The 24,318-nt window shown below is 67.8% G+C and carries 21 protein-coding genes and 1 pseudogene; 16 read left to right on the top strand and 6 right to left on the bottom strand.

What is annotated here, in order from left to right; genetic code table 11:
- Positions 1-14 precede the first annotated feature (14 nt).
- On the bottom strand, positions 15-1,421 hold the full coding sequence (ehuR, locus tag BEI_RS14580) for a MocR-like ectoine utilization transcription factor EhuR (protein ID WP_097790202.1): 1,407 nt from the start codon (positions 1,419-1,421) through the stop codon (positions 15-17).
- A gap of 205 nt (positions 1,422-1,626) precedes the next feature.
- On the opposite strand from ehuR, the gene doeA reads away from it, so the two are divergent.
- From doeA to BEI_RS14515, 13 genes and pseudogenes are all read left to right on the top strand, one after another.
- Positions 1,627-2,826, top strand: coding sequence for an ectoine hydrolase DoeA (gene doeA, locus BEI_RS14575; protein ID WP_097790201.1), 1,200 nt, complete (start codon positions 1,627-1,629; stop codon positions 2,824-2,826).
- 12 nt (positions 2,827-2,838) lie between these two features.
- Positions 2,839-3,852 (top strand): N(2)-acetyl-L-2,4-diaminobutanoate deacetylase DoeB, encoded by a 1,014-nt coding sequence (gene doeB, locus BEI_RS14570; protein WP_097790200.1) that lies wholly within the window; start codon positions 2,839-2,841, stop codon positions 3,850-3,852.
- A 20-nt stretch (positions 3,853-3,872) separates the two neighbouring features.
- Entirely contained in the window at positions 3,873-4,352 is a 480-nt protein-coding gene (locus BEI_RS14565) for an Lrp/AsnC family transcriptional regulator (RefSeq protein ID WP_097790199.1), read from the top strand.
- Positions 4,353-4,538: 186 nt separating this feature from the next.
- The gene (locus BEI_RS14560) at positions 4,539-5,408 is read left to right on the top strand and encodes a carbon-nitrogen hydrolase family protein (protein WP_097790198.1); all 870 of its coding nucleotides are present in this window, start codon (positions 4,539-4,541) and stop codon (positions 5,406-5,408) included.
- Between the two features lie 46 nt (positions 5,409-5,454).
- Positions 5,455-7,065 carry a biotin carboxylase gene (locus BEI_RS14555; protein WP_097790197.1) on the top strand — a complete coding sequence of 537 codons (1,611 nt, stop codon included), beginning with the start codon at positions 5,455-5,457 and terminating at the stop codon, positions 7,063-7,065.
- Positions 7,066-7,114: 49 nt separating this feature from the next.
- The gene (locus BEI_RS14550) at positions 7,115-8,113 is read left to right on the top strand and encodes a C45 family autoproteolytic acyltransferase/hydrolase (RefSeq protein WP_097790196.1); all 999 of its coding nucleotides are present in this window, start codon (positions 7,115-7,117) and stop codon (positions 8,111-8,113) included.
- Positions 8,114-8,147: 34 nt separating this feature from the next.
- Positions 8,148-10,925 carry an aminotransferase class I/II-fold pyridoxal phosphate-dependent enzyme gene (locus BEI_RS14545; RefSeq protein WP_097790195.1) on the top strand — a complete coding sequence of 926 codons (2,778 nt, stop codon included), beginning with the start codon at positions 8,148-8,150 and terminating at the stop codon, positions 10,923-10,925.
- A 183-nt stretch (positions 10,926-11,108) separates the two neighbouring features.
- The gene (locus BEI_RS14540; RefSeq protein ID WP_097790194.1) at positions 11,109-12,590 is read left to right on the top strand and encodes an NAD-dependent succinate-semialdehyde dehydrogenase; all 1,482 of its coding nucleotides are present in this window, start codon (positions 11,109-11,111) and stop codon (positions 12,588-12,590) included.
- A gap of 476 nt (positions 12,591-13,066) precedes the next feature.
- Positions 13,067-14,476 (top strand): annotated as a pseudogene (locus BEI_RS14535) (aminotransferase).
- Between the two features lie 89 nt (positions 14,477-14,565).
- Entirely contained in the window at positions 14,566-15,564 is a 999-nt protein-coding gene (eutB, locus tag BEI_RS14530; RefSeq protein ID WP_097790193.1) for a hydroxyectoine utilization dehydratase EutB, read from the top strand.
- A gap of 173 nt (positions 15,565-15,737) precedes the next feature.
- A protein-coding gene (locus BEI_RS14525) for an IS3 family transposase (RefSeq protein WP_097789061.1) occupies positions 15,738-16,909 on the top strand; the annotation gives its coding sequence in 2 pieces (ribosomal slippage) (positions 15,738-16,014 and positions 16,014-16,909; 1,173 coding nt in all).
- Positions 16,910-17,060: 151 nt separating this feature from the next.
- On the top strand, positions 17,061-18,008 hold the full coding sequence (locus BEI_RS14520; protein ID WP_097790192.1) for a cyclodeaminase: 948 nt from the start codon (positions 17,061-17,063) through the stop codon (positions 18,006-18,008).
- A 64-nt stretch (positions 18,009-18,072) separates the two neighbouring features.
- Positions 18,073-18,756 carry a haloacid dehalogenase type II gene (locus tag BEI_RS14515; RefSeq protein ID WP_097790191.1) on the top strand — a complete coding sequence of 228 codons (684 nt, stop codon included), beginning with the start codon at positions 18,073-18,075 and terminating at the stop codon, positions 18,754-18,756.
- Position 18,757: 1 nt separating this feature from the next.
- Here BEI_RS14515 and BEI_RS14510 read toward each other — a convergent pair whose 3' ends face one another.
- The gene (locus BEI_RS14510) at positions 18,758-19,429 is read right to left on the bottom strand and encodes a DUF3047 domain-containing protein (protein WP_097790190.1); all 672 of its coding nucleotides are present in this window, start codon (positions 19,427-19,429) and stop codon (positions 18,758-18,760) included.
- Positions 19,430-19,571: 142 nt separating this feature from the next.
- Between BEI_RS14510 and BEI_RS19400 the strand changes: the two genes are divergently transcribed.
- The 3 genes from BEI_RS19400 (at position 19,572) to BEI_RS14495 (ending at position 22,019) form a co-directional block, all read left to right on the top strand.
- Entirely contained in the window at positions 19,572-20,042 is a 471-nt protein-coding gene (locus BEI_RS19400; RefSeq protein ID WP_265331672.1) for a DUF302 domain-containing protein, read from the top strand.
- Between the two features lie 111 nt (positions 20,043-20,153).
- On the top strand, positions 20,154-20,588 hold the full coding sequence (locus tag BEI_RS14500; RefSeq protein WP_097790189.1) for a hypothetical protein: 435 nt from the start codon (positions 20,154-20,156) through the stop codon (positions 20,586-20,588).
- 105 nt (positions 20,589-20,693) lie between these two features.
- A complete protein-coding gene (locus BEI_RS14495; protein ID WP_227644488.1) occupies positions 20,694-22,019 on the top strand; it encodes a DcaP family trimeric outer membrane transporter in 1,326 nt (441 codons plus the stop codon).
- Positions 22,020-22,079: 60 nt separating this feature from the next.
- Here BEI_RS14495 and BEI_RS14490 read toward each other — a convergent pair whose 3' ends face one another.
- The 4 genes from BEI_RS14490 to BEI_RS14475 are packed head-to-tail and all read right to left on the bottom strand — an operon-like array spanning position 22,080 to position 24,208.
- Entirely contained in the window at positions 22,080-22,286 is a 207-nt protein-coding gene (locus tag BEI_RS14490) for a zf-HC2 domain-containing protein (RefSeq protein ID WP_097790188.1), read from the bottom strand.
- Positions 22,283-22,876 carry a sigma-70 family RNA polymerase sigma factor gene (locus tag BEI_RS14485; RefSeq protein ID WP_227644487.1) on the bottom strand — a complete coding sequence of 198 codons (594 nt, stop codon included), beginning with the start codon at positions 22,874-22,876 and terminating at the stop codon, positions 22,283-22,285. The genes BEI_RS14490 and BEI_RS14485 overlap by 4 nt, the downstream gene beginning before the upstream one ends.
- Before the next feature lie 11 nt (positions 22,877-22,887).
- Entirely contained in the window at positions 22,888-23,514 is a 627-nt protein-coding gene (locus BEI_RS14480; RefSeq protein ID WP_097790186.1) for a TIGR04282 family arsenosugar biosynthesis glycosyltransferase, read from the bottom strand.
- A complete protein-coding gene (locus BEI_RS14475) occupies positions 23,504-24,208 on the bottom strand; it encodes a TIGR04283 family arsenosugar biosynthesis glycosyltransferase (RefSeq protein ID WP_097790185.1) in 705 nt (234 codons plus the stop codon). The genes BEI_RS14480 and BEI_RS14475 overlap by 11 nt, the downstream gene beginning before the upstream one ends.
- Positions 24,209-24,318 lie beyond the last annotated feature (110 nt).

Below are 24,318 nucleotides of genomic sequence, written 5' to 3'. Positions count from 1 at the left end.
GTCGGTCTCCTTGCTCAATAGACGATCTGCATCATGGGGGGAGGCGCCTCGTCCAGCAAGGCGGCGATCCGGCCCAGCCCTTCCTCCAGGCGGGCCGGGTCCTGTTCCGCCCCGAGACTCAGCCTGATGCGACGGGGCGGCGGGGTCTGCTCCACCATGAAGGGTATCGCCGTGGTGAGGGCGACACCTTCCTGTTCGGCCTGCTGCTGGAGTTCCTCGGCTCGCCAGGCGGCCGGCAGCGAGAGCCAGACATGCAGGCTGGTGGGCCGGGCGGCGCGCTCGTGGCCGGCCAGTAGCCGGGCGGCGAGTCGCTGTCGGGCCGCCAGCAGCTCGCGCTGCTCCTTGGCCAGTCGCTCCAGGGTGCCGTCGGCGATCCAGGCGTCGGCGATCTCGAAGATCAGCGGGGTGGCCATCCAGGTGGTGGCGCGCATCCGTGGCAGGGCGTGGTGCAGCTGGCCCCGGGGCACGCTCAGATAGCCGGCTCGCAGGCCCGGTACCGCGGCCTTGGTCAGGCTGGTGACATGGAAGCACAGGTGTGGCAGGCGGGCGGCGAGCGGGGTCAGTCCCGGCGGTTCCAGCAGGGCATGGACGTCGTCCTCGATCAGCCAGACCCCATGGCGGTCCAGTACCTCGGCCACGGCATCGCGACGGGGCGAATCCATGGTGGCACCGGTGGGGTTGAGCTGGGTAGGGGTGAGGCAGACGGCCCGGGGCCGGTGACGGCGGCAGGCCAGGTCGAGGGCCTCGGGGATCACGCCCCGCTCGTCGATCGCCACGCCCCGCAACTGGAAGCCCAGGGTGCGCGACAGGGCGATCAGCCCATGATCGGTGAGGGCCTCGGTCAGCACCAGGTCGCCATGCTGCACCAGGGTGGAGATCGCCAGCATCAGGCCGTGCGCGGCCCCATTGCACAGTATCCTGTCGTCGGGCCCTCCGGGAACGCCCAGCCGACCGGCCAGCCAGTCGCTGGCACGCTCCCGCTGGTGGGGCAGGCCGGCGATGGGCCGGTTGGCGGTCACCACCTCGGGGCTGCCCTGCTCGGCGAGCTCCGCCAGCGTCTCGCGAAACCGCAGGTGATGGCCCGGCGGGCAGACGGGATGGGCGATGGACAGGTCGATCAGGGCAGGCTCCCGGCGCGATTCCTGGCCTCGCAGGTAGGCGGCCTCGCGGGCATCATCCAGGGCGTTGATCCAGGTGCCGCTGCCGACCCTGGCCTGCACCAGGCCCATCTTCTCGGCCTGGGCATAGGCTCGCGAGACGGTCTGCACGCTCACTCCCAGGGCCTCGGCCAGCTGTCGATGAGGCGGCAGCCGGGCGCCGGGGACGAGCTCGCCCTGGCGGATGGCCTCGGCCAGCGCCCGGGCGATGGCCAGGTACTTGGGGCCGGTGGGTGACAGGAAGGGCGTCAGATCGATTGTCATGATGCAATAAAGCCTTTGACCCCCTGCCAAGCGGCAGTGCTAGTATCGGCTTGAGACATGGATGGAAATTGTCATGAATCAGGCTAACAGACATCATGACAATTGACACGGCCCGGGTGTGGCCGGGATGTCCGCCTTAACGCCCCGGCTGCCTCCGTACAGGAGGCGCCGGCACCGGTGATGTGATCGTTGGACGAGCGATTCCATGATTCAGGTTTCCCTGCCTTTCACTCGCGAAGAATATGCCGGCCGGCTCTGGAAGGTCCGCGCCGAGATGGCGAGCCGGGGCATCGACGTGCTGATCATCAGCGACCCCTCCAACATGGCCTGGCTGACCGGGTACGACGGCTGGTCCTTCTACGTGCACCAGTGCGTGCTGCTCGGGCTCGAAGGGGAGCCCGTGTGGTACGGCCGGCGCATGGATGCCAACGGCGCCCTGCGCACCTGCTGGATGGATCCGGAGAACATCACCTACTACCCGGATTACTATGTCCAGAACCCGGACATGCACCCCATGGACTACCTGGCCCAGACCATCCTGCCCGATCGCGGGTGGCACGAGGGCGTGGTGGGCATGGAGATGGACAACTACTACTTCTCCGCCAAGGCCTATCAGTCGCTGCTGCGCGAACTGCCCCATGCCCGCTTCATGGACGCCAATGCCCTGGTCAACTGGTGCCGAGCCATCAAGTCGGCCCAGGAGGTCGAGTACATGCGCATCGCGGGCAAGATCGTGGAGGGCATGCATTCGCGCATCCTCGAGATCGTCGAGCCCGGGCTGCCCAAGAGCAAGCTGGTCTCCGAGATCTACCGGGTCGGCATCGAGGGCTGGAAGGACGAACACGGCAAGATCTTCGGCGGCGACTACCCGGCCATCGTGCCCATGCTGCCCACCGGCAAGGACGCGGCGGCGCCGCACCTCACCTGGGACGACAGCCCCTTCCGGGAAGGTGAGGGGACCTTCTTCGAGATCGCCGGCGTCTTCAAGCGCTACCATGCGCCCATGTCGCGTACCGTCTTCCTGGGCCGTCCTCCCGAGGAGTTCCTGCGCGCCGAGTCGGCGCTGCTCGAGGGCATCGAGCACGGCATGGAGGTGGCCCGGCCCGGCAACCGTACCGCGGACATCGCCATGGCCCTGGGCGCGGCCATGGACAAGTACGGCTTCGACCGCGGCGGGGCGCGCTGTGGCTACCCCATCGGCATCAGCTATCCGCCGGACTGGGGCGAGCGCACCATGAGCCTGCGTCCCTCCGACGAGACCATCCTCGAGCCGGGCATGACCTTCCACTTCATGCCCGGCCTCTGGGAGGAGGACTGGGGCCTGGAGATCACCGAAAGCATCCTGATCACCGAGACCGGCTGCGAGACGCTGGCCAACTTCCCGCGCCAGCTGTTCGTCAAGTAAGGAGCACGCCCCATGAGCAAGCGACCCAGCCCCATCTCCGCGACCGTGGACTTCGACGCCGAGGGCGTCCAGCACGGCTTCCTCAAGCTGCCGATCTCCACCGACGAGTCGGCCTGGGGCGCGGTGATGATCCCCGTCACCGTGATCAAGCGCGGCGAGGGTCCCACGGCCCTGCTGACCGGGGGCAACCACGGCGACGAGTACGAGGGCATCACCGCCCTGCAGAAGTTGTCGAGCCGCCTGACGGCCGAGGACATCCGTGGCCGGGTGATCATCGTGCCGACGATGAACGCCCCGGCGGCCCAGGCCGGCCGGCGCACCTCGCCCATGGACGGCGGCAACCTCAACCGCAGCTTCCCGGGCGACCCGGACGGCAGCGTCACCGAGAAGATCGCCGACTACTTCACCCGGGTGCTGGTGCCCATGTGCGACGTGGTGCTGGACCTGCACTCCGGCGGCCGGACCCTGGACATCGTGCCCTTCGCGGCCTCCCATGTGCTCGATGACGCGGACCAGCAGCGCCAGGCCCTGGCGGCCGCCAAGGCCTTCGGCGCGCCCTATGCGATGATGATGTTCGAGCTCGATGCCGAGGCGCTGTTCGACACCGCCGTGGAGCGCCAGGGCAAGATCTTCGTGGCCACCGAGCTCGGCGGCGGCGGCACCTCCACGCCCGAGAGCCTGGCGATCACCGAGCGGGGCATCCGCAACTTCCTGATCCATTTCGGCCTGCTCGAGGGCGAGCCGGAGGCGCCCGCCGAGCCCCAGGTCTATCTCGACATGCCGGATGCCAGCTGCTACGTGCAGAGCGAGCACAGCGGCCTGCTCGAGCTGACGGTGGCCCTGGGGGAGGCCGTGGAGCAGGGCCAGGTGATCGCCCGAGTCTACGACATGACCCGCAGCGGGGCCGCGCCCGTCGAGTACCGCGCCGGCCGCGGCGGGGTGCTCGCGGCGCGCCGCTTCCCGGCCAACGTCCACATGGGCGACACCATCGCGGTGATCGCCGAAGTGGTCGATGCCCTCGGTTGATGCCAGGATCCCGGACACCCATGAAGCTCGATCGCTACGACCTGAAGATCCTCGAGATCCTCTCCCGTGAGGGACGCATCACCAAGTCGAAGCTGGCCGAGGCCATCAACCTCTCGGTCAGCCCCTGCTGGGAGCGGGTCCGGCGCCTGGAGAAGGCCGGCATCATCGAGGGCTACGGGGCGCGGATCAACCCGGCCGTGCTCCGGCCCCGCACCCCGGTGTGGGTGCAGATCGAGCTCAAGGCGCACAATGCCGAGAGCTTCGCGCGCTTCGAGGCCCTGGTCCGCGACACCCCGGAGGTCACCGAGTGCGTGGCCGTGGGCGGCGGCGTCGATTACCTGGTCAAGGTCGAGGCGACCTCCATCGATGCCTACCAGCGCCTGATCGATGCCTGGCTGATGTCCGATGCCGGCATCGAGCGCTATTTCACCTATATCGTCACCAAGACCGTCAAGCGTCCCGACGCCGGCTTCTCTCCGGGCGATTTCATGCCGCAATGAGCCGGATCGCTCGCGACGTGCACCCAGCGTTGAATCCTCCCTACGGACATGGCATAAGCTGAAGGGGAGGTGAGTATACAGCTCTACCACCCCTGCCGGGCGATCCCTCCGGCGTTGAATCGATTGGCGCCGGCCGTTGGACTGTGCCCGAAGTGATTCGAGATCGCCTGACGCAGAGAGACCACCATGTCCTATTTCACGATTGCCGGTGTTCAGATGCATGCCCTGCATCATGGCGACAACACCGAGGCCATGCGCCATCGGATCGATGCGCTGATGAGCCGTTTTCCCCAGGTGCAGATGGTGCTGTTCAGCGAACTGATGCCCATGGGGGCCTCCCCTCACCATGCCCAGCCGCTGCCCAACCATGCCGAGGCGATGTTCTGCCAGCTGGCCGAGCAGCATCGCATCTGGCTGATTCCCGGCTCGATGTTCGAGCAGCGCGAAGGGCAGGTCTTCAACACCCTCTCGGTCATCAACCCCCGGGGCGAGATCGTGGCCCGCTACCGCAAGATGTTCCCCTTCCGCCCCTACGAGGCCGGAGTGGAGAGCGGCGGCGAGTTCGTCACCTTCGACGTGCCTCACGTGGGGCGCTTCGGCGTCTCGATCTGCTATGACATGTGGTTCCCCGAGACCACCCGCACCCTGGCGGCCATGGGGGCCGAGGTGATCCTCCACCCGACCATGACCGATACCATCGACCGGGATATCGAGCTGGCCATCGCGCGCACCAACGCGGCGGTCAACCAGTGCTACTTCTTCGACATCAACGGGGCCGGCGCCATCGGCAACGGGCGCTCCATCGTGGTGGGCCCGTCGGGGGACGTCATCCACCAGGCCGGCACCGGCGAGGAGATCATGCCCATCGAGGTCGACCTGAGCCGCGTGCGCCGCGAGCGCGAAACGGGGCTGCGGGGGCTCGGGCAGCCGCTCAAGAGCTTCCGCGACCGGCGCGTCGACTTCTCGCTGTATCGCAACGAAGACGGCTCCTCGCCCTTCCTGGACACCCTGGGACCGCTCGCCAAGCCGCAGCGTGCCAATATCGAGGAGTACTGAATCGCCACGGACAGGCGGCCACCAAACCATGGAACGAGGACCTCCCATGTTCGCTCGAATCCTCGATGCCCTGCGTCGCCTGTTCGCCTCGCCCAAGGCCGCCGGCTCCGCCGTGTCCGACCGTGCCGTCCCCGCCGCCGCGAAGGACGGGACCCCCGCCGACCCTCAGGGAGCGACCACGATGAACAACAAGCTCACCAGCATCGCCGACGTTCGCCGCCACTTCCTCAACAACAAGGAGCCGATCTACTTCATCTCGGCCACCAACTTCAACCTGCTGGGGATCGGTGACTGGGTCGGCAGCTTCCGGCACATCAACTACATCGACTGCTTCGACCGGCGCCAGCGCAACGTCTTCGTGCCCCGCGAGAAGTTTCCCCGGGACTTCGAGAGCATCGAGGACATCAACAACTACCTCCTCGAGCACAAGGAAGTCATCGACTTCATCCAGTCCCGGGCCCAGGGGGACAACGCCGGCACCGCCGCCTTCCTGATGTTCGACGAGCACACCGAGGAAATCTGCGAGCAGCTCGGGCTGAAGATCGCCTTCCCGCCGGCGGCACTGCGCTCGCGCATGGACAACAAGATCGAGACGGTGCGCATCGGCAACAAGGCCGGGGTGCCCAGCGTGCCCAACGTCCTGGCCAAGGTGGGCAGCTACGCGGAACTGCGGGAGGTGAGCCGGGAGCTGGGGGACGATCTGGTGGTGCAGACCGCCTACGGCGACTCGGGGCATACCACCTTCTTCATCGCCGGCGAGGACGACTACTACAAGCACGCCGAGGAGATCGAGGCGGAGCCCGAGGTCAAGATCATGAAGCGCATCAACTGCCGCGGCTCGGCCATCGAGGCCTGCGCCACCCGCTGCGGCACCGTGGTCGGGCCGCTGATGACCGAGCTGGTGGGCTTCAAGTCGCTGACGCCCTACAAGGGCGGCTGGTGCGGCAACGAGATGTTCGCCGGCGCCTTCAGCCAGGAGGTGCGCGACAAGGCGCGGGAGTACACCTTCCGGTTCGGCGAGGCGCTGCGCGAGGAGGGCTATCGCGGCTACTTCGAGCTCGACTTCCTGATCGACATGGACAGCCACGAGGTCTATCTCGGCGAGCTCAACCCGCGTGTCACCGGGGCCAGCTCGCTGACCAACGTGGCGGCCTTCGCCCATTCCGACATCCCGCTGTTCCTCTTTCACCTGCTGGAGTTCTCCGACCTCGACTTCGACCTCGACATCGACGACATCAACGAGCGCTGGTCCCATCCCGACAGCGTCGACAGCTGGAGCCAGCTGGTCATCAAGCACACCGAGGAGAGCGTCGACCTGCTCACCGCCGCCCCGGCCTCCGGGGTCTGGCGCATGGCGGAGGACGGCAGCGTCGCCTACGACCATTACGACTCCCACCCCCATGCCGCCGAGAACGAGAGCGAGGCCTTCTTCCTGCGCATCAGCGGCGAGGGCGACTTCCGCTACGAGGGCGCCGATCTCGGCATCCTGATCACCCGAGGTCGGCTGATGGACGACGACTTCCAGCTCACCGAGCGGGCCAAGGCGTGGATCGACGGCATCCGGGGGCAGTTCGCCGGCCAGCCCCTCCAGGATCCGGTGGTGGAGCAGGTCGCCGTGAGTCATGCCGTCGGCGGCGCCAACTTCAAGATCCTGTGAGGGGGAGGCGCGGCGCCCCGCCCCGAGGGGGCGGGCGTCGGGCGGCGAGATGACCAAGACGCTGGAATTCCGGACCGTGCGCGAGGAGGCGCCGGGCGCCAGGTGGAAGTCGCTGTTCGACTTCCACTGGCCGGCCTACGAGCAGTGGTACCTGAGCGAGGGCGAGCGCGAGCGTCCGGGCTACCTGGCCTGCTTCAACGCGCTGCGTCGCCACATGCCCGAGCTGGTGGACACCTACCGGACCCTGTGCGATCTGGCCGGCGGCGGAGATCTCAGCGCTCGCCTGCTCAGCCTCTACCGACCGCCGGCCTACATCACGGGGTGTTCCCAGGCGGTGTTGACCCGGCCGGGGGCGACGGTGCTGGCGCGAAACTACGACTATCCCCCCGAGCTGTGCGAGGGGACCATCCTCTACAGCCGCTGGAACGGGCGCCGGGTCATCGCCATGTCCGACTGCCTGTGGGGCGTGCTCGACGGCATGAACGAGAACGGCCTGGCCGTCTCGCTGGCCTTCGGCGGCCGCAAGGCGGTCGGCGACGGCTTCGGGGCGCCGATCATCCTGCGCTATGTCCTGGAGACCTGCGACGACGTTCCCCAGGCGGCTCGGGTACTGGCCCGGGTGCCGACCCACATGGCCTACAACATCACCGTGGCCGACCGCGCCGGCCGCTACGTCACGGCGATGATCGCCCCCGACCGCCCGGCCAGCATCCGCCGGGTGCCGGTGGCCACCAACCACCAGAAGAAGATCGAATGGTACGCCCATGCCCTGGCGTCGGAGACGCTGATCCGCGAGCGCCAGCTGTCGATCCTGGTGGACGACGAGGCGACCAGCGAGGCGCGCTTCGTCGCCGCCTTCTCGTCCCCGCCGCTGTTCCGCCACGACTACGGCCGCGGCCTGGGCACGGTCTACACCGCGGTCTACCGGCCCGACCAGGGACGGGCGATGTTCCACTGGCCGGGGCTCGACCTCGACCTCTCCTTCGAGGACTTCCCCGAGGAGCGTATCACCGTGCGCTACGGTGCGCGGGGACTCTATACGGGGTGAGGGACGCTGAACCATCACCAAGAAGGGTGTCGCCATGCAAGAGACGAGTCATACCGAAACGCCCTATACGGCGCTGGGGTTCTACCACAAGATCTCCCAGCTGCGCGCCGACACCTGGAACGCCCTGACGCGGGATCTCGGCCAGCTGGTGCGGCTCAAGGACGAGAGCCGGATGCGGCAACTGGTCAAGGCCATCGACGTCAAGCTCACCCGGCTCGAGATCATCGAGGACTATCACGCCTTCCCGTCCAAGGAGGACTTCCGCCATATCTGGTCGCTGTTCCAGCGCGGGGAGTACGATGCCCTCGACAAGGTGGTCAGGCGCCTGGTGCGGGCGTTGATCAGCGAATCCTACCGGCGCCGGCACGTCGACCTGAGCGAGACCGATGCCGATGACGAGAGCCTGGAGACCCTGGATGCCCTCAACCAGCTGCGGCGTGGCCATCCGGCCTCCAACAGCGCGGCCCAGCCCTACTTCGAGCTGCTGATCGTCGACAACTGCTCTGCCCAGGAAGAGGAGGTGGTCCGGGAGGCCTTCCACAACCTGCGTCGTCCCGAGGACAGGTTCGTCTACGACGTGGTCACGGTCAGGAGCTTCGAGGATGCCCTGATCGCGATGCTGGTCAATCCCAACATCCAGGCCTGCCTGATCCGCTTCGACTTCCCCTTCAAGTCCAAGTACAACCTCAGCGCCCTGCGCCGCTACCTGGAGGGCCTCTCCGAGCAGTCCCTGGAGGAGCAGTCGGAGGCCGACCGCAGCATCCTGCTGAGCTCGATGATCCACGAGCTGCGTCCCGAGGTGGACCAGTTCCTGGTCACCAGCGCCGACGTGGAGAGCACCGCCAGCCGCGACCTCCGCCACTTCAAGCGGATCTTCTATCGCGAGACGGACTACATCGAGCAGCACCACACCATCCTGCGCGCCATCGACGACCGCTTCCGCACGCCCTTCTTCGATGCCCTGCGCGAGTACAGCAAGAAGCCCACCGGGGTCTTCCATGCCATGCCCATCTCCCGGGGCAAGTCGATCACCCGTTCCCACTGGGCGGGCCACATGATCGACTTCTACGGCATCAACATCTTCCTGGCCGAAACCTCGGCGACATCGGGGGGGCTGGATTCCCTGCTGCAACCCTACGGGCCGATCAAGAAGGCCCAGGAGTACGCCGCCCGGGCCTTCGGCGCCCGGCAGAGCTTCTTCGTCACCAACGGCACCTCCACGGCCAACAAGATCGTGGTCCAGGCGCTGATCAAGCCCCGCGACATCGTGCTCGTCGACCGCGACTGTCACAAGTCGCACCACTACGGCATGGTGCTGGCCGGGGCCCATGTCAGTTACCTGGATTCCTATCCGCTCAACGACTATTCCATGTACGGGGCGGTGCCGCTCCACGAGATCAAGAAGACCCTGCTCGACCACAAGCGGGCCGGCACCCTCGACAAGGTGAAGATGCTGCTGCTCACCAACTGCACCTTCGACGGCGTGGTCTACAACGTGCGCCGGGTCATGGAGGAGTGCCTGGCGATCAAGCCCGACCTGGTGTTCCTGTGGGACGAGGCCTGGTTCGCCTTCGCCTCCTTCAACCCCACCTATCGTCCGCGCACGGCCATGCACGCGGCGCGCACCCTGCGCGACCGCTACCGCAGCGAGGAGTACCGCCGCGAGTACGAGGCCTGGAAGGCCGAGTTCGACGCCCTGGACCCGGACGACGACGCCACCTGGCTCGAGCGGCCGCTGATGCCGGATCCGGACCGGGTGCGGATCCGGGTCTATGCCACCCACTCCACCCACAAGACCCTGACCTCCCTGCGCCAGGGCTCGATGATCCACGTCTACGACCAGGACTTCCGGCAGCGCGCGGAGGCGCCCTTCCACGAAGCCTACATGACCCACACCTCCACCTCGCCCAACTACCAGATCCTGGCGTCGCTGGACGTGGGCCGCATGCAGGCCGAGATGGAAGGCTTCGAGCTGGTGCATGCCCAGGTCGAGGCGGCGATGTCGCTGCGCGAGCAGCTCTACAGCCATCCGCTGCTGCAGAAGTACTTCCGGGTGCTCAAGAACAGCGACATGGTACCCGCCGCCTACCGGGAGTCCGGGGTCGAGTCCTACTACGACCCGGTAACCGGCTGGAACCAGATGGAGGAGGCCTGGGCCCGGGACGAGTTCGTGGTCGACCCCACCCGGGTGACCATCGCCATCGGGAACACCGGGGTGGACGGCGATGCCTTCAAGAACGAATACCTGATGAACAAGTACGGCATCCAGATCAACAAGACCTCACGCAACACCGTGCTGTTCATGACCAATATCGGCACCTCCCGGGGCGCCATCGCCTACCTGCTCGACGTGCTGATGAAGATCGCCAAGGAGTTCGATTACCGCTGGGAGGAGAGCAGCCGCCCCGAGCGCAAGATCATCGAGCGCCGGGTCCACTCCCTGACCCGGGAGCTGCCGCCGCTGCCGGACTTCAGCCGCTTCCACGACGCCTTCCGACGCGGTGCCGAGACGGCGGAAGGCGACATCCGCAGCGCCTACTTCCTGAGCTACGACGAGGAGAACACCGAGTACCTGAGCTTCGACAACGGGGAGCTCCAGGCCCAGATGCGGGAGGGACGCGACGTGGTGGCGGCCAGCTTCGTGATTCCCTATCCGCCGGGCTTCCCGGTGCTGGTGCCGGGGCAGGTGGTCAGCGAGGCGATCCTGCACTTCCTCCAGGCCCTGGACGTCAAGGAGATCCATGGCTATCGCCCGGAGCTGGGCCTGCTGGTGTTCACCGAGGGGGCCCTGGCCGACCCGCCCGTCTACTGAGGAGGCGACAAAAAAATCGCAACCCCACGGCGCCGGAACGAAAAATCTTCCGTGCCCCGGCGCCCGACTTCGGAAACTCCCGTCCGCCCGCCTGCCTTACCCTGACACCATCACGCGGCGCCCGCCGCGGATGCCATTTCACCGCCGGCGCCTTCCCGCGCCGGCGTGTCAGGGGAGGTGACCATGACGCTGTCCAACATGCTCAGCGATCCGCGTCTGTTCCGGCAGTACGCCTATGTCGACGGCAAGTGGACCCATGCCGACCAGGGCCGCGAGGAGGCCGTCGTCGATCCCGCCACCGGCGAGGTGCTGGGGCATATTCCGCTGCTCGAGCCGGCCCAGATCACCGCGGCCGTGGACGCCGCCGAGGCGGCCTTCGTGCACTGGCGGGCGCTGCGCGCCGACGAGCGTTGCGAGCGCCTGCTGGCCTGGTACGACCTGCTCCAGGCTCACCGCGAGGACCTGGCGATCCTCATGACCCGGGAGCAGGGCAAGCCGCTGCCGGACGCCCGCGGCGAGGTGGAGTACGGCGCCAGCTTCGTGCGCTGGTTCGCCGAGGAGGGCAAGCGGACCTTCGGTGACACCATCCCCAGCCACATCCCCAACGCGGCGCTGGGCACCCTCAAGGAGCCGGTGGGCATCGCCGCCCTGATCACGCCCTGGAACTTCCCGCTGGCGATGATCACTCGCAAGGCCGCCGCGGCCATGGCCGCCGGCTGCCCGGTGATCGTCAAGCCGGCCCACGAGACCCCCTTCTCGGCGCTGGCGCTGGCCGAGCTCGCCGAGCGTGCCGGCATCCCCGCCGGGGTCTTCAACGTGGTGCTGGGGGAAGCCGCCGAGGTGTCGCGGATCCTCTGCGACGAGGACCGCATCAAGGCGCTGTCCTTCACCGGCTCCACCCGGGTGGGCCGGCTGTTGCTGGAACAGTGTGCCAACTCGGTCAAGCGCGTCTCGCTGGAGCTGGGCGGCAATGCGCCCTTCATCGTCGGGCCGGACATGGATCCCAAGGAAGCGGCGTTCGCCGCCGTGGCGGCCAAGTTCCAGACCGCCGGCCAGGACTGCCTCGCCGCGGACCGCATCCTGGTCCACGAGTCGCTCCATGACGCCTTCGTCGAGCACTTCGCCAACCGCATGGCGGCCTTGACCGTGGGCAACGGCCTGGAGAGCGAGGTCGACCTGGGGCCGTTGATCCATCGCCAGGCGGTGGAGAAGGCCGCGGCCATCGTCGATGACGCCGTCTCCAAGGGCGCCACCCTGGTGGCCGGCGACCAGCGCCAGGCGCCGGGCGAGAACTTCTTCATGCCGACCCTGCTCACCAACGTGACCCACGACATGAAGATCTGGCACGAGGAGAGCTTCGCCCCGGTGGCCGGCATCACCGCCTACAGCGACGATGACCAGGTCATCGAGATGGCCAACGACACCGAGTACGGCCTGGCGGCCTACGTCTATACCCATGACATCCGTCGCATCTGGAAACTCCTGCGCGCCCTGGAATATGGCATGGTCGCGGTCAATTCCGTGAAGATGACCGGTCCCCCGGTGCCCTTCGGCGGGGTCAAGCACTCGGGCCTCGGCCGCGAGGGCGGCGTGACCGGCATCGACGAGTATCTGGAGACGAAGTACTACTGCCTGGGGGCCCTGGGCTCGGTTTCGGGGAGCTAGCTGCGCTCGGCCTGACGGCGTTGGGCCCGACATCGAACATGCTCATTTACGGCCAGTAAACTCCGCTGTTCTCCGTCGGGCCCGCCTGGTCAGGCCTTCGCTCGCAGAGCTCTCTGGATCCGAGGCATCAGGTAATCGGCCATCCGAGCTCGACGGGGCGTCGGCGGCAGGTCGCAGTGAGGGTCTTTTGCCCAGGGGCGAGGCGGATGGAGAAGAACGTCCAGTGAATGTTCTTCCCGCCGAGCGGGTTGGCCATGGATGGCCAACCCAGGCCCTGCAAGCGGCGCAGGAAGCGATAGCGCCGCAGGGCAAAAGTAGCGCCCAGGGATGGGTTTACAGCGCCCTCACGGAGGCCTGCCGCCGAAGAGCCCCTTCTGCAGTAGCCTAGTAGCGACAAGCATCACCAGACCTAAGACAATCCGAGAATGACGAACATCCTCCCCGGCGGAGCCGGGGAGCCTTGACTGGAGAGACGCATGACCACCCACAAGGACCTGATCGACCGCGACCGCAAGGTGACCTTCCACGCCTCCACCCACCTGCGCGACTTCGCCCACGGCGACGCGCCGGGCCGGGTCATCACCGGCGGCAAGGGCATCCATATCATCGACAAGGACGGCCGCGAGTTCATCGACGGCTTCGCCGGGCTGTACTGCGTCAACATCGGCTACGGCCGCACCGAGGTGGCCGAGGCCATCTACCAGCAGGCCCTCGAGATGGCCTACTACCACACCTACGTGGGCCACTCCAACGAGCCGCAGATCGCCCTGTCCGAGAAGATCCTCGAGCTGGCCGGGCCCGGCATGTCCAAGGTCTACTACGGCATGTCCGGCAGCGACGCCAACGAGACCCAGCTCAAGATCGTGCGCTACTACAACAATGTCCTGGGTCGCCCGCAGAAGAAGAAGGTGATCGCGCGGATGCGCGGCTATCACGGTTCCGGGATCGCCTCGGGCTCGCTGACCGGGCTCAAGGCCTTCCACGACCACTTCGACCTGCCCATCGACACCATCCGCCACACCGAGGCGCCGTACTACTATCACCGCGCCGCGGAGCAGGAGGGCATGACCGAGCGCGAGTTCTCCCGGCACTGCGCGGAGCAGCTCGAGGCGATGATCCTGGCCGAGGGCCCCGACACGGTGGCGGCCTTCATCGGCGAGCCGGTGCTCGGCACCGGCGGCATCGTGCCGCCGCCGGAGGGCTACTGGGAGGCCATCCAGGCGGTGCTCGCCAAGTACGACGTCCTGCTGATCGCCGACGAGGTGGTCTGCGGCTTCGGGCGGATCGGCAGCGACTTCGGCAGCCATCACTACGGCATCAAGCCGGACCTGATCACCGTGGCCAAGGGCCTGACCAGCGCCTATCAGCCGCTGTCCGGCGTCATCGTCGGCGACCGGGTCTGGCAGGTGCTGGAGCAGGGCACCGGCGAGTACGGCCCCATCGGTCACGGCTGGACCTATTCCGGTCATGCCCTGGGCTGAGCCGCCGGCCTGGCCAACCTGGCGATCATCGAGCGCGAGGGGCTCACCGCCAACGCCGCCGACACCGGCGCCTACCTCCAGAAGCGCATGCAGGCGACCTTCGGCGATCATCCCATCGTCGGCCAGGCCCGCGGCGTGGGGATGCTGGCGGCGCTGGAGTTCTCCGCCGACCCGGCTCGCCGTGCCCACTTCGATCCGAGCCTCAAGGTCGGTCCGCGCATCGCCGCCGCCGCCCTAGAGGAGAACCTGATCGCCCGGGCCATGCCTCAGGGAGACATCCTCGGCTTCGCGCCGCTGCCGACCACCAGCCGCGGCGAGGTCGACGAGATCATCGCCCGTACCGAACGCGCGGTGAACAAGGTCACCGACGAGCTGGTCCGCGAGGGCGTCCTGCAGACCGCCTGAGGCCGTCCGTCAGCGCCGATCGCCGCGGGTCATGCCCGCGGCGATCGCGTGGGTGGCGTGCTCGGTCGATCGCATCCGAGGAGAGGACGATGTACGACTCCGCCCATGCCGTCACCCTGGCCGAGATCTACGCCGCTCGTCGGCGAATCGCCGGCCGGGTGACGCGTACCCCTTTGGTGCGCTCCGGCGCCCTGTCCCGGCGCTTCGGCGCCGAGATCCTGCTCAAGTGGGAGACCTGCCAGCCCACCGGCGCCTTCAAGCTGCGCGGCGCCACCAATATGATCTCGGCCTTGCTGGAGGAGAGAGGGCGGGACTCCCTGGCCGCCGGGGTGGTGACCGCTTCCACCGGCAACCACGGCCGGGCCGTGGCCCTGGCCGCCTCACGGCTGGGTATTCCCGCGGTGGTCTGCCTGTCGCGGCTGGTCCCCGAGCACAAGGCCGCGGCCATCGCCGAGTTCGGTGCCGAGGTGGTCCGCGTGGGCGAGAGTCAGGACGAGGCGTTCGGCGAGGTCGAGCGACGGGTGGCCGAGCGGGGCATGACCCTGATTCCGCCCTTCGACGACCCGCTGATCGTGGCGGGACAGGGCTCCATCGGCCTGGAGCTGATGGAGGATGCCCCGGACCTGGATCGGGTGATCGTCGGCCTGTCCGGCGGCGGCTTGCTGGGCGGCATCGGCGCGGCGGTCAAGGCGATCCGGCCGGCGACGCGGGTCACGGGGGTGAGCCTGTCCCGGGGAGCGGCCATGGCCGAGAGCCTGACGGCGGGTCACCCGGTGGCCGTGGAGGAGGTGGAGAGCCTGGCCGACTCCCTGGGTGGCGGCATCGGCCTCGACAACCGCTGCACCTTCGCCCTGGTGAGTCAGGTGATGGACGATCACTACCGCGTCTCGGAGTCGGCGATCGCCGCTGCCATGGTGGATATCCTCGCGCACGAGAAGCGGCTGGTGGAAGGCGCCGCCGCGGTAGGCCTGGCGGCCCTGGCCGAGCATGGCCTGGACGTGCGCGGCCGGAAGGTCGCGCTGATCCTCTCCGGCAACGCGGTCTCGCTCGAGACCCTCGACCGGGCTCGGGCGATGATCGGACGCTGAGCGCCCTTCGGGCAGCGACAAGCTACAAGGAGCAAGCGACAAGGAAACCCCTTGTCGGCTTGTCTCAGGGGGCAGCACACTGCCTTGCAGCTTGCAGCTTGCAGCTTGCAGCTTGCAGCTGGAGTGCCCCTGAATTTGTAGACACCTTACCTGCAACCCGGAGGTAAGGTGCTATGCGCTTGAAAACCCGTCGCCAGTTCTCCCTGGAGTTCAAACGCCATGTGGTCCAGCATTCGCTGGAGTCCCCCGAACCCCAGGCCCGCGTAGCGGAGCGGTTCGGGATACACCCGAAACTGCTAGGTCGATGGAGGCGAGAACTCGTGACCACGGATGACCGCCAGCCCAAGGGGGTGCCCAACGCGGGTCCCCACAAGAGCCAGCATGAGCTGGAGCGTGAGAACCGGCGACTCAAGAAGCGTCTCGAGCGGGCCGAGCTGGAAGTCGAAATCCTAAAAAAGGCCAACGAGTACTTCGCCAAAGACCCGAAGTGAAGTTCGCCTTCATCAAGCGCTACCGCTCCCGACGCTGGACGGTTGTTTTGATGTGCGGAGTACTCGGCGTGTCCAAGGCGGGCTTCTATCGCTGGCTAAGTCGCCGACCGTCCCCCCAGGTGACGGAGAACGAGCGCCTGTTGCGCTTCCTGCTGGCCGAAGCTGACCGGCAGGCAGGCGTACCAGGTTATCGCAAACTCTGGCAGGCGGCCGTGAACGTGGGCTTTGCCTGTAGCCAGAATCGTGTGCAGCGGCTCCTGCAGCGCGCGGGCTATCGCTCGACACGGGCCTTGCGCCCCGGTTATCGGCGCCCCAAGCCTGGCCTGCCGGCCTTACCCAACCTGCTGAACCGAGAATTCGATGTGACGGCGCCCAATCGCGTCTGGGTCTCGGACATCACACAGGTACGCTGTCACGAAGGCTGGTGGTACCTGGCCATCGTCATGGACCTGTATTCCCGGCGGATCGTCGGCTGGGCCGGTGGGCCTCTCAACGACAGCCACCTGGTGGAGCGGGCGCTGAGGATGGCCTGGGCGGCGCGGCAGCCCTCAAGCGGAGGCATGCTGTTCCATTCAGATCAGGGGGCGCAGTACCGCAGCGAGAACGTGATGCGGTGGCTGACGGAGCGAGGCATCACGTTGAGCATGTCCCGTCGTGGCAATTGCTGGGATAACGCCTGTGCCGAGAGTTTCTTTGCCCAGCTGAAGGAAGAGTGGCTCCGTCGCCTGGCACGGCAGAGTCGTGCTGAACTGCAGGCTGAGGCGGAGTACTACATCGAAGAGTATTACGATAAGGTGCGGCTGCATGGCGCCTTGGGCGGGGTATCGCCCAAGGCGTTTGAAGCCGCTGCCTGATCAAGGTGTCTACTTTTTCAGGGCCACCTCAAGCTTGCAGCTTGCAGCTTGCAGCTTGCAGCTTGCAGCTTGCAGCTTGCAGCTTGGCCGCCCCCCCTTTCCACTTGTTACTTTCTACTTGCCACTCCTTCCTTGTGCCTGGAGATCCCCCATGCAGCTCTACGATCGCGATGCCATCGAGCGTGCCGTCGGCCTCGATGGCGAGGCCCTGGCGGCGGTGGAGGCCGGCTTCGCCGCCCTGGGGCGCGGCGAGGCGGTGCAGCCGCCCATCCTGTCCATGGCCATCGAGGAAGCCAACGGCGAGGTGGACGTCAAGACCGCCCACATCCGTGGCGCCGAGCGCTTCGCCATCAAGGTCAGCCCGGGGTTCTTCGACAACCCCCGGCTCGGCCTGCCGAGCCTCAACGGCCTGATGATGGTGTTCTCGGCGAGGACCGGCCGGGTGGAGGCGGTGCTCTTCGACGAGGGTTACCTGACCCTGGTGCGCACCCTGCTCGGCCGCGCCATCGCCGCCCGGCACCTGGCCCGGGAGGACAGTCGGCGGGTCACGGTGCTGGGGGCCGGGGAGCAGGCCGAGCGTCAGGTGGAGGCCCTGCGCCTGGTCCGCGACATCCGTGCGCTCGATGTCTGGGCGCGCCGCCGGGAGGCCGCCGAGGCCTACGCGGCGCGCATGCGGGCTCGGGGACTCGACGTACGAATCCATGACTCGGTCCATGAGGCCTGCGCCCGGGCCGATATCATCGTCACCGCCACGCCTTCCCGGGAGCCGATCCTCTTCGCCCGGGACCTGCCCGAGGGCGTGCACGTCACCGCCATGGGGTCGGACAGCCCCGAGAAGCGCGAGCTGGACGCCTCGGTGCTGAGCCGGGCCGACGCCTTCGTCGTGGATACCCGGACCCAGAGCGAGATCAACGGCGAACTCAAGGCCTTCGCCGGCGGCGAGGTGCCGTTCAAGGTCCATGAGCTGGGACGGGTGATCGCCGAAGGCCAGCGGCTACGGCTCTCGCCGGCCACCATCACGGTCTGCGACCTCACCGGCACCGGTGTCCAGGACACCGCCATCGCCGACTTCGCCCTGTCGCGTCTCGCCCCCTTGTGACTTCCGCGCGTCTGGCACAGGCTGATACCGGCAGGTTGCATCATTCGATACAGGAGGGAGCGACATGACGACGGTAGTGGCCTTCGATGTCTATGGCACCCTGATCGATACCCAGGGGGTGGTGGCCGAACTGGAGCAACAACTGGCCGCCCAGGGGCGCTCCGACCTGGGGCCGGAGTTCTCGAGACGCTGGCGGGACAAGCAACTGGAGTACAGCTTCCGTCGGGGACTGATGGGCGACTACGTGGACTTCGCCCGCTGCACCCGGGAGGCCCTGGAGTTCACCGATCGGGCCCTGGAGACCCACCTGTCCGAGGCGGACAAGGATCGGCTGATGGGCGCCTACGGCCGCCTGCCGGCCTTCCCCGAGGCCAAGGCCGCGCTGGAGCGGCTGGCGCGAGCCGGCATCACCTGCGTGGCCTTTTCCAACGGCAGCCACGAGGCGGTCCAGGGCCTGTTGTCCCGGAACGAGCTGCGCGACCTCTTCGACGATATCGTCAGCGTCGACGAGATCAAGCGCTTCAAGCCCGATCCGGCGGTCTATTTCCACCTGCGCCAACGGGTGGAGGCCAGCGCGACCGAGACCTGGCTGGTGTCCAGCAATCCCTTCGACGTCATCGGTGCGCGCCATGCCGGGCTGCATGCGGTCTGGGTGCGTCGCAACCCCGAGGCGCCCTTCGATCCCTGGGGCGTCGAGCCCGACTTCACCGTGGCCGATCTCGACGCCCTGGTCGATACCCTGACCTGACTCATCCCGGGCAACGGGGCGGGGTGGGAACGCTCGACAGGAATAGCGTGCCGTACCAGGCCCGGGCGTCCCCCCCCGCATTGTCGCCGTCGGTCATCAGGGCCAGGCCGTCGACATGATCGGGGCGGGATCCGAACAATCGTCGATAGTCGGCGCGGATGTCACGGACCTCGGCGACCCACTCGCCCACCCGGTCCGCGCCGCCCCTCAGGGCCAGCAGATGGGCCCGCTCGGTGAAGGCATTCGGCCAGTCGGTGCCGGCCGGCTGGGTCGAGGACCAGACGTAGTTCACGGACTCGACCTGCCAGGGCAGCAGGCCCGTGCGACGGGCCACGTAGACCCGGGCCGGGTAGTCGTCTCCCCCCTTGGTGGTCTCGTCGAGGCCGGGATAGAGTCCCGCGACCCGCCAGCACCACTTCAGGTAGGGGGTGGCCGTCAGGTCGATCTCGCGCTCCAGGTACTTGGCCGAGGCCTGCCCCCGGGCGCGGGCCTGGAGCACCGTCGCGCCATCCAGCGTCGTCAGCCGATACTCGGTGCGGCCGGCGAAGTCTCGGCTGGGCCAGCCGTGGATCTCCCGGGGCGTGAAGGCGATGTCCGCCGCCACCGGGAGGGCCGCCACCCCCAGCAGCAGGCCGGCCACCATTCGCCATGCAGGGAGGATTGGTGCGCTCATCAGGGACTCCTTGAGGTTCCCGGCATCGGGATCGAGTGGCTGCGTCGTGGACCGACGGCATTCCTTACATGCCCCCCTCGCGATTTGACGGCCCGGCGTCGAGTGCCGAGGCTGAAGATTCCCTGGATCAGGAGACCCTCCCATGAAGCGCTCGTTCCTCCCCATGGCGATCCTGGCATTGACGGCGGGCGCTCCCGTCCTGGCCGAGCCCCCCCGGACGGTGCCGTCGGGCATCCTTCATCGAATCAGCCAGGATGACGTCGCGGAGGTCGATCGACGCCTGCGCGAGGCCATCGACCGCCGCGGACTGCGCCTGATGACGGTGATCGATCATGCCGAGAATGCCGCGGGGGCCGGGCTCGAGCTCCCGGAGACCCGGACCTTCCTGTTCGGCAATCCCGCCATCGGCACCCCCATGATGCAGTGCGCCGGCAGCCTGGCCCTGGACCTGCCCCAGAAGATGGTGGTGCGCACGACCTCGGAGGGAACGCGCCTGGAGTGGAACGATCCCCACTACCTGGCGGACCGCCATGGCCTCGGTGACTGCGAGCTGCCCCTGGACAAGGTCGCGGGCGTCCTGGCCGGCCTGGCCGAGGAGGCTGCCTCGTCCTGAGCGGTCGTCCGGGAGCGAAGTCGCCGCTCGATCGCCTGTAAGGAAACGGCCGTTGCGCTGTCGAAGGAAGGGAGCCCACCCGAAACGGTGCCTCACCGAAGGAGGCGTCGGATGCGCATCGTCCCATTCCCGATTCGCGGCCTGTGCTGTGGCCTGCTGCTGGCCGGCGGGGCGGCCCTGGCCGGCTCCCCCGGCATCCTGACCCCGGGCCTGTCCGAAACCTACCTCATCCCCCAGGGCATGCAACGCTTCGTGCTGGAGATCGACACGGCGGGCCAGTTGCGGCTCGAGGGCCGGACCCTGGCGGCCGCCTCCAGCGGCATGTTCCGGTTGCAGGCGCGCCTCCTGGACCCCGACGGCCGCCTGGTGGCCGACACCGACAACGCCTATGGCGTCTTTCGCCTGCAGGCACCGGTGGTGCCCGGGCGCTACCGGCTGGAGGTGGATGGCCAGGTCAACGGCTCACGCCGGCAGCTGGAGACCTCCCGCTACAGCATCCTCACCGTGCTGGATCGAGCGCGGCGCGAGAACGATGAACCAAGATGATTTGACACCCGCGATCGTCGTGTGTTTGCGCTACCTTGAAAGTATTCCGAATCGCGCACGCGAGTTCGGGAACATAACCATAACAAACGATAGAGGGGAGCGATCATGGATCATTCAAGCGAGGCAAGAATCGGCAGGACCTGGGCGCTGTCGGTGGGGATCGGCAGTATGCTGGCGCTGGGCGGGCCCATGGCCTGGGCTCAGATGGACGACGCCACCACCCTCCAGGAGTTGCGCGCCCAGATGCAGCAGATGCAGCGGCAGATCGAGCGGCTCGAGCGGGAGCAGCGCGAGGCGGCGGCACGGCGCGCGGCGGCGCCCGACAACGTGGTGACCGGGGGGGATGTCCCGGGGAGCTTCAAGCTGCCGGGCTCCGACACCTCGGTACAGATCGGCGGCTACGTCAAGCTGGATGCCATCTACGACCTGGACCAGGACCTGGGGGATACCCTCTTCGTCGACGGACTGGACGTCGCCGACGATGACGGCGACGCCTCCTTCCGGGCCCATGCCCGCCAGTCCCGGCTCTATATCAAGACCTCCACGCCCACGGCCCTGGGGGAGGCCACCACCCACGTCGAGGGGGACTTCTTCGGCGGCGGCGGCAACGAGGTCTTCTCCAACTCCCGCAGCTTCCGCCTGCGCCATGCCTACGGCGAGCTGGCGGGCCTGCTGGCCGGCCAGACCTGGTCCAACTTCATGCACTTCGCCGCCTACCCCACCACCGTGGACTTCGACGGCCCGGTGGGGGTCAGCTTCATCCGCCAGGCCCAGGTGCGCTATACCTTCCCGGCGGGACCGGGGGAGCTGTCGCTGTCCGCGGAGAACCCGGAAGGCACCGGCTTCGCCGGCTCCCGGGACACCGCGCCGGACCTGACCGCCCGCTATGCCTGGAGCCGCGATGGCGCCGCGGTGGAGACGGCCGCCCTGGTGCGCCGGCTCGAGAGCGACGATGCCGCGGCTTCCGGCGACGATTCCGCCATCGGCTATGGCCTGATGCTGGCGGGCAACTATCAGGTCACCGCTGCCACCCAGCTGATGGCGGGCGTCCTCTACGGGGACGGGATCGGCCGTTATATCTATACCGCCCAAGGAGTGGAGGACGGCAGCGACTCCATCGGGGCGGCCTTTATCGATGGGGGCGGCGACCTGGAGACCATCGAGGCCTACGGGGCCAATGCCGCCGTGGTACACGACTGGACCCCGAAGTTCACTTCCAGCCTGTCCTACGGCCGGGTGCGCGGGGACCGACCCTCCGGGCTCTTCCCCACCTCGACCCGGACCCTGCAGAGCGTCCACTTCAGCCACTTCTACCAGTGGAGCGACCCGGTGGTGCTGGGCTTCGAGGTGTCCCATGCCTACAAGGAGCTGCAGAACCGGGAGGACGGCGACAACACCCGCCTGCAATTCTCCGCCCAGTACAACTTCTGAGCAGAGGCCTCGAAGGGGCGCCGCGGGACGGCGCCCCTTCGTTCGGCAGGCGAGCCCGGATCAGCGCTCCCGGTCGTCGTCGGGGGCGTCATCCTCGCCGATCGCGTAATGCTCGCCCACCCGGTGCAGCAGGGCGAACTGGCGGTCGCACTGGCGGCAGGCCCCGCACATCGCCAGGTGCAGGCGAAGCGACAGCCGCTCCTGGAAGGTCAGGCGACGATCCCGTTTCAGCGACATCAGGCGTGTCGCCTCCTTGCACATCATCATGCCGATTCCTCCTTCAGCCAGCCGCGCTCGATGCAGGCGCGCAGCCGCAGGCGGGCCCGATGCAGCATCACCCAGCAGTTATTCTCCTTGATGCCCACCTCCTGGCAGATGTCGCCGGTGGAGAGCCCCATCAGCTCGCGCAGCGAGAAGACCCGGGCCAGGTTGTCCGGCAGTCCGATCATGCAGGCGTCGAAGACCTGCCAGAAGTGCTCGTTCTCGAAGGCCGCCTCCGGCTCTCCCCAGCTCGTCGGCCGGGCGGAGGGCTGCCAGCGGCCGCTCTGCTGGAACTGGCGGTCGATGGCGTCGTCGTCGACGTCCTCATCCAGCGGTTCCCACTTGCCCTGGCGGCGCTGGGCGCGCATGGCGTCGAGGATCTTGTACTTGAGGATACCGAACACCCAGGTCTCGTAGCCGGAGCGACCGGCGAAGCTCGCGTCCTTCTCGATGGCGGAGACCAGGGCCTCCTGGACGGCATCCTCAGCCTGGGCGCGATCGCGAAGGTGCAGCAGGGCGAAGGACACCAGCCTCGGCCGGATGGCCTCCAGGCGTCGACGGCGTTCGTCCTGGCTTCGGTCGTCGATCTCGGTCACATGGCCTCCCATCACAGCGTGAAATCATCCCTGGCGGCTAGGCGCGCCACATCCTGAGGACGATCAAGATCCCATACCATGGCCGGGCTCGCCAGTCGCCACCCCAACGCTCGAGCGCGCTCATGGGTCTGGGCCATGACCCGGCCGGTGCCCCAGTCGATCCCGGCGAACAGGGCCGGGTCGCTGGACCGCGCTCCGATCAACGCATAACCGCCGTCCTCCGCCGGCAGGCAGACCGCCTCGGCGGTCGCGAGGGCCGTCCAGCAGCGTTTCAGCAGGGCCGGCGTCAGCACCGGACAGTCGCTGCCCACCAGCAGGCCCGGCCCTGGCTCGGCCGAGAGGGCATGGTGCATGCGTACTCCCAGGTCGCCTTCGGGCTGGGGAGCGAGCCGGAAGCCGTGCCGGTCGGCCAGCGTCCGGAACAGCGGATGGGCGTGATCCAGGGCGGTCCACAGGGTGATCCGTTCGGCGGAGGCGGTCGCCAGGGCGACCGCCAGGGTCCGCCGCAGCAGGCGCTCGTGCAGCCGGGTCGCCGCCTCGGCGCCCAGCGCCGGGATCAACCGCGTCTTGACCCTACCCCGCACAGGCGCCTTGGCCAGCACCGCCAGCCGCAGGGTGGGGGAGGCCTCAGCGGACATCGCGGTAGGCCTCCGCCAGTCGCTCCGGGGCCGCCCCACGCCAGTAGCGCCAGCGCAGCCGCCACATCAGCAGGATGGTGCGCCACACGCCGTGCCGCTCCCAGCGGCGCCCGGAACTTTCCACCCGCTCGCGGAGGCAGGCCGGGGGCGAGAGGCGTTTCAGGCGTCGGCTCATCTCGATGTCCTCCATCAGCGGTTGCTCGGGAAAGCCCCCCACGGCGTCGAAGGCCTCGCGGGTCATGAACAGCGCCTGGTCGCCGGTGGCGATACCGGTAAGTCGCGAGCGCAGGTTCATGGCCGTCCCGATCACCTTCAGCCCAGGATGGCGCCCGCTCAGGCGGATATCGAAGCGTCCCCAGCGATGAGCACCGGAGAGTGCGACGGCGATGCATCGCTCGGCATCCGGCGGCAGGCGAGTATCGGCGTGGAGGAACACCAGCCGGCGAGCGGCGCTGTGCCGGGCACCGGCGTTCATCTGACGGGCCCGGCCGGCCTCGGCGATGACCAGGCGTGAGGCGAGCGGCGCCGCCAGTGTTCGGGTGGCGTCACAGCTGCCGCCATCCACCACGATCAGCTCGGCACCCCGCGCGCGCAGCGGCTGCAGGGCGCGTAGGCAGGCGTCTATGCCGCCGGCCTCGTTCAGGGTCGGCACGATGATGGCCAGGTCCCCTGTCTGGGTAGAAAAGGTTGTCATGGGGATATCACCCTCGTGGAGCCCACCCTTGGTGGTTGCCCGTCCCTTCACCTTACAGTCGACGGGGCGGCCTGTAAGCTCATGCTTCCGCCGGCGACGAAACGGCATCA

It is taken from the genome of Halomonas beimenensis, from assembly GCF_002549795.1.
In the GTDB taxonomy this organism is placed as follows: Bacteria; Pseudomonadota; Gammaproteobacteria; order Pseudomonadales; family Halomonadaceae; genus Halomonas; species Halomonas beimenensis.
The sequence above is the reverse complement of the archived record's forward strand: the minus strand, read 5'-3'. Positions and strand labels throughout refer to the sequence as shown.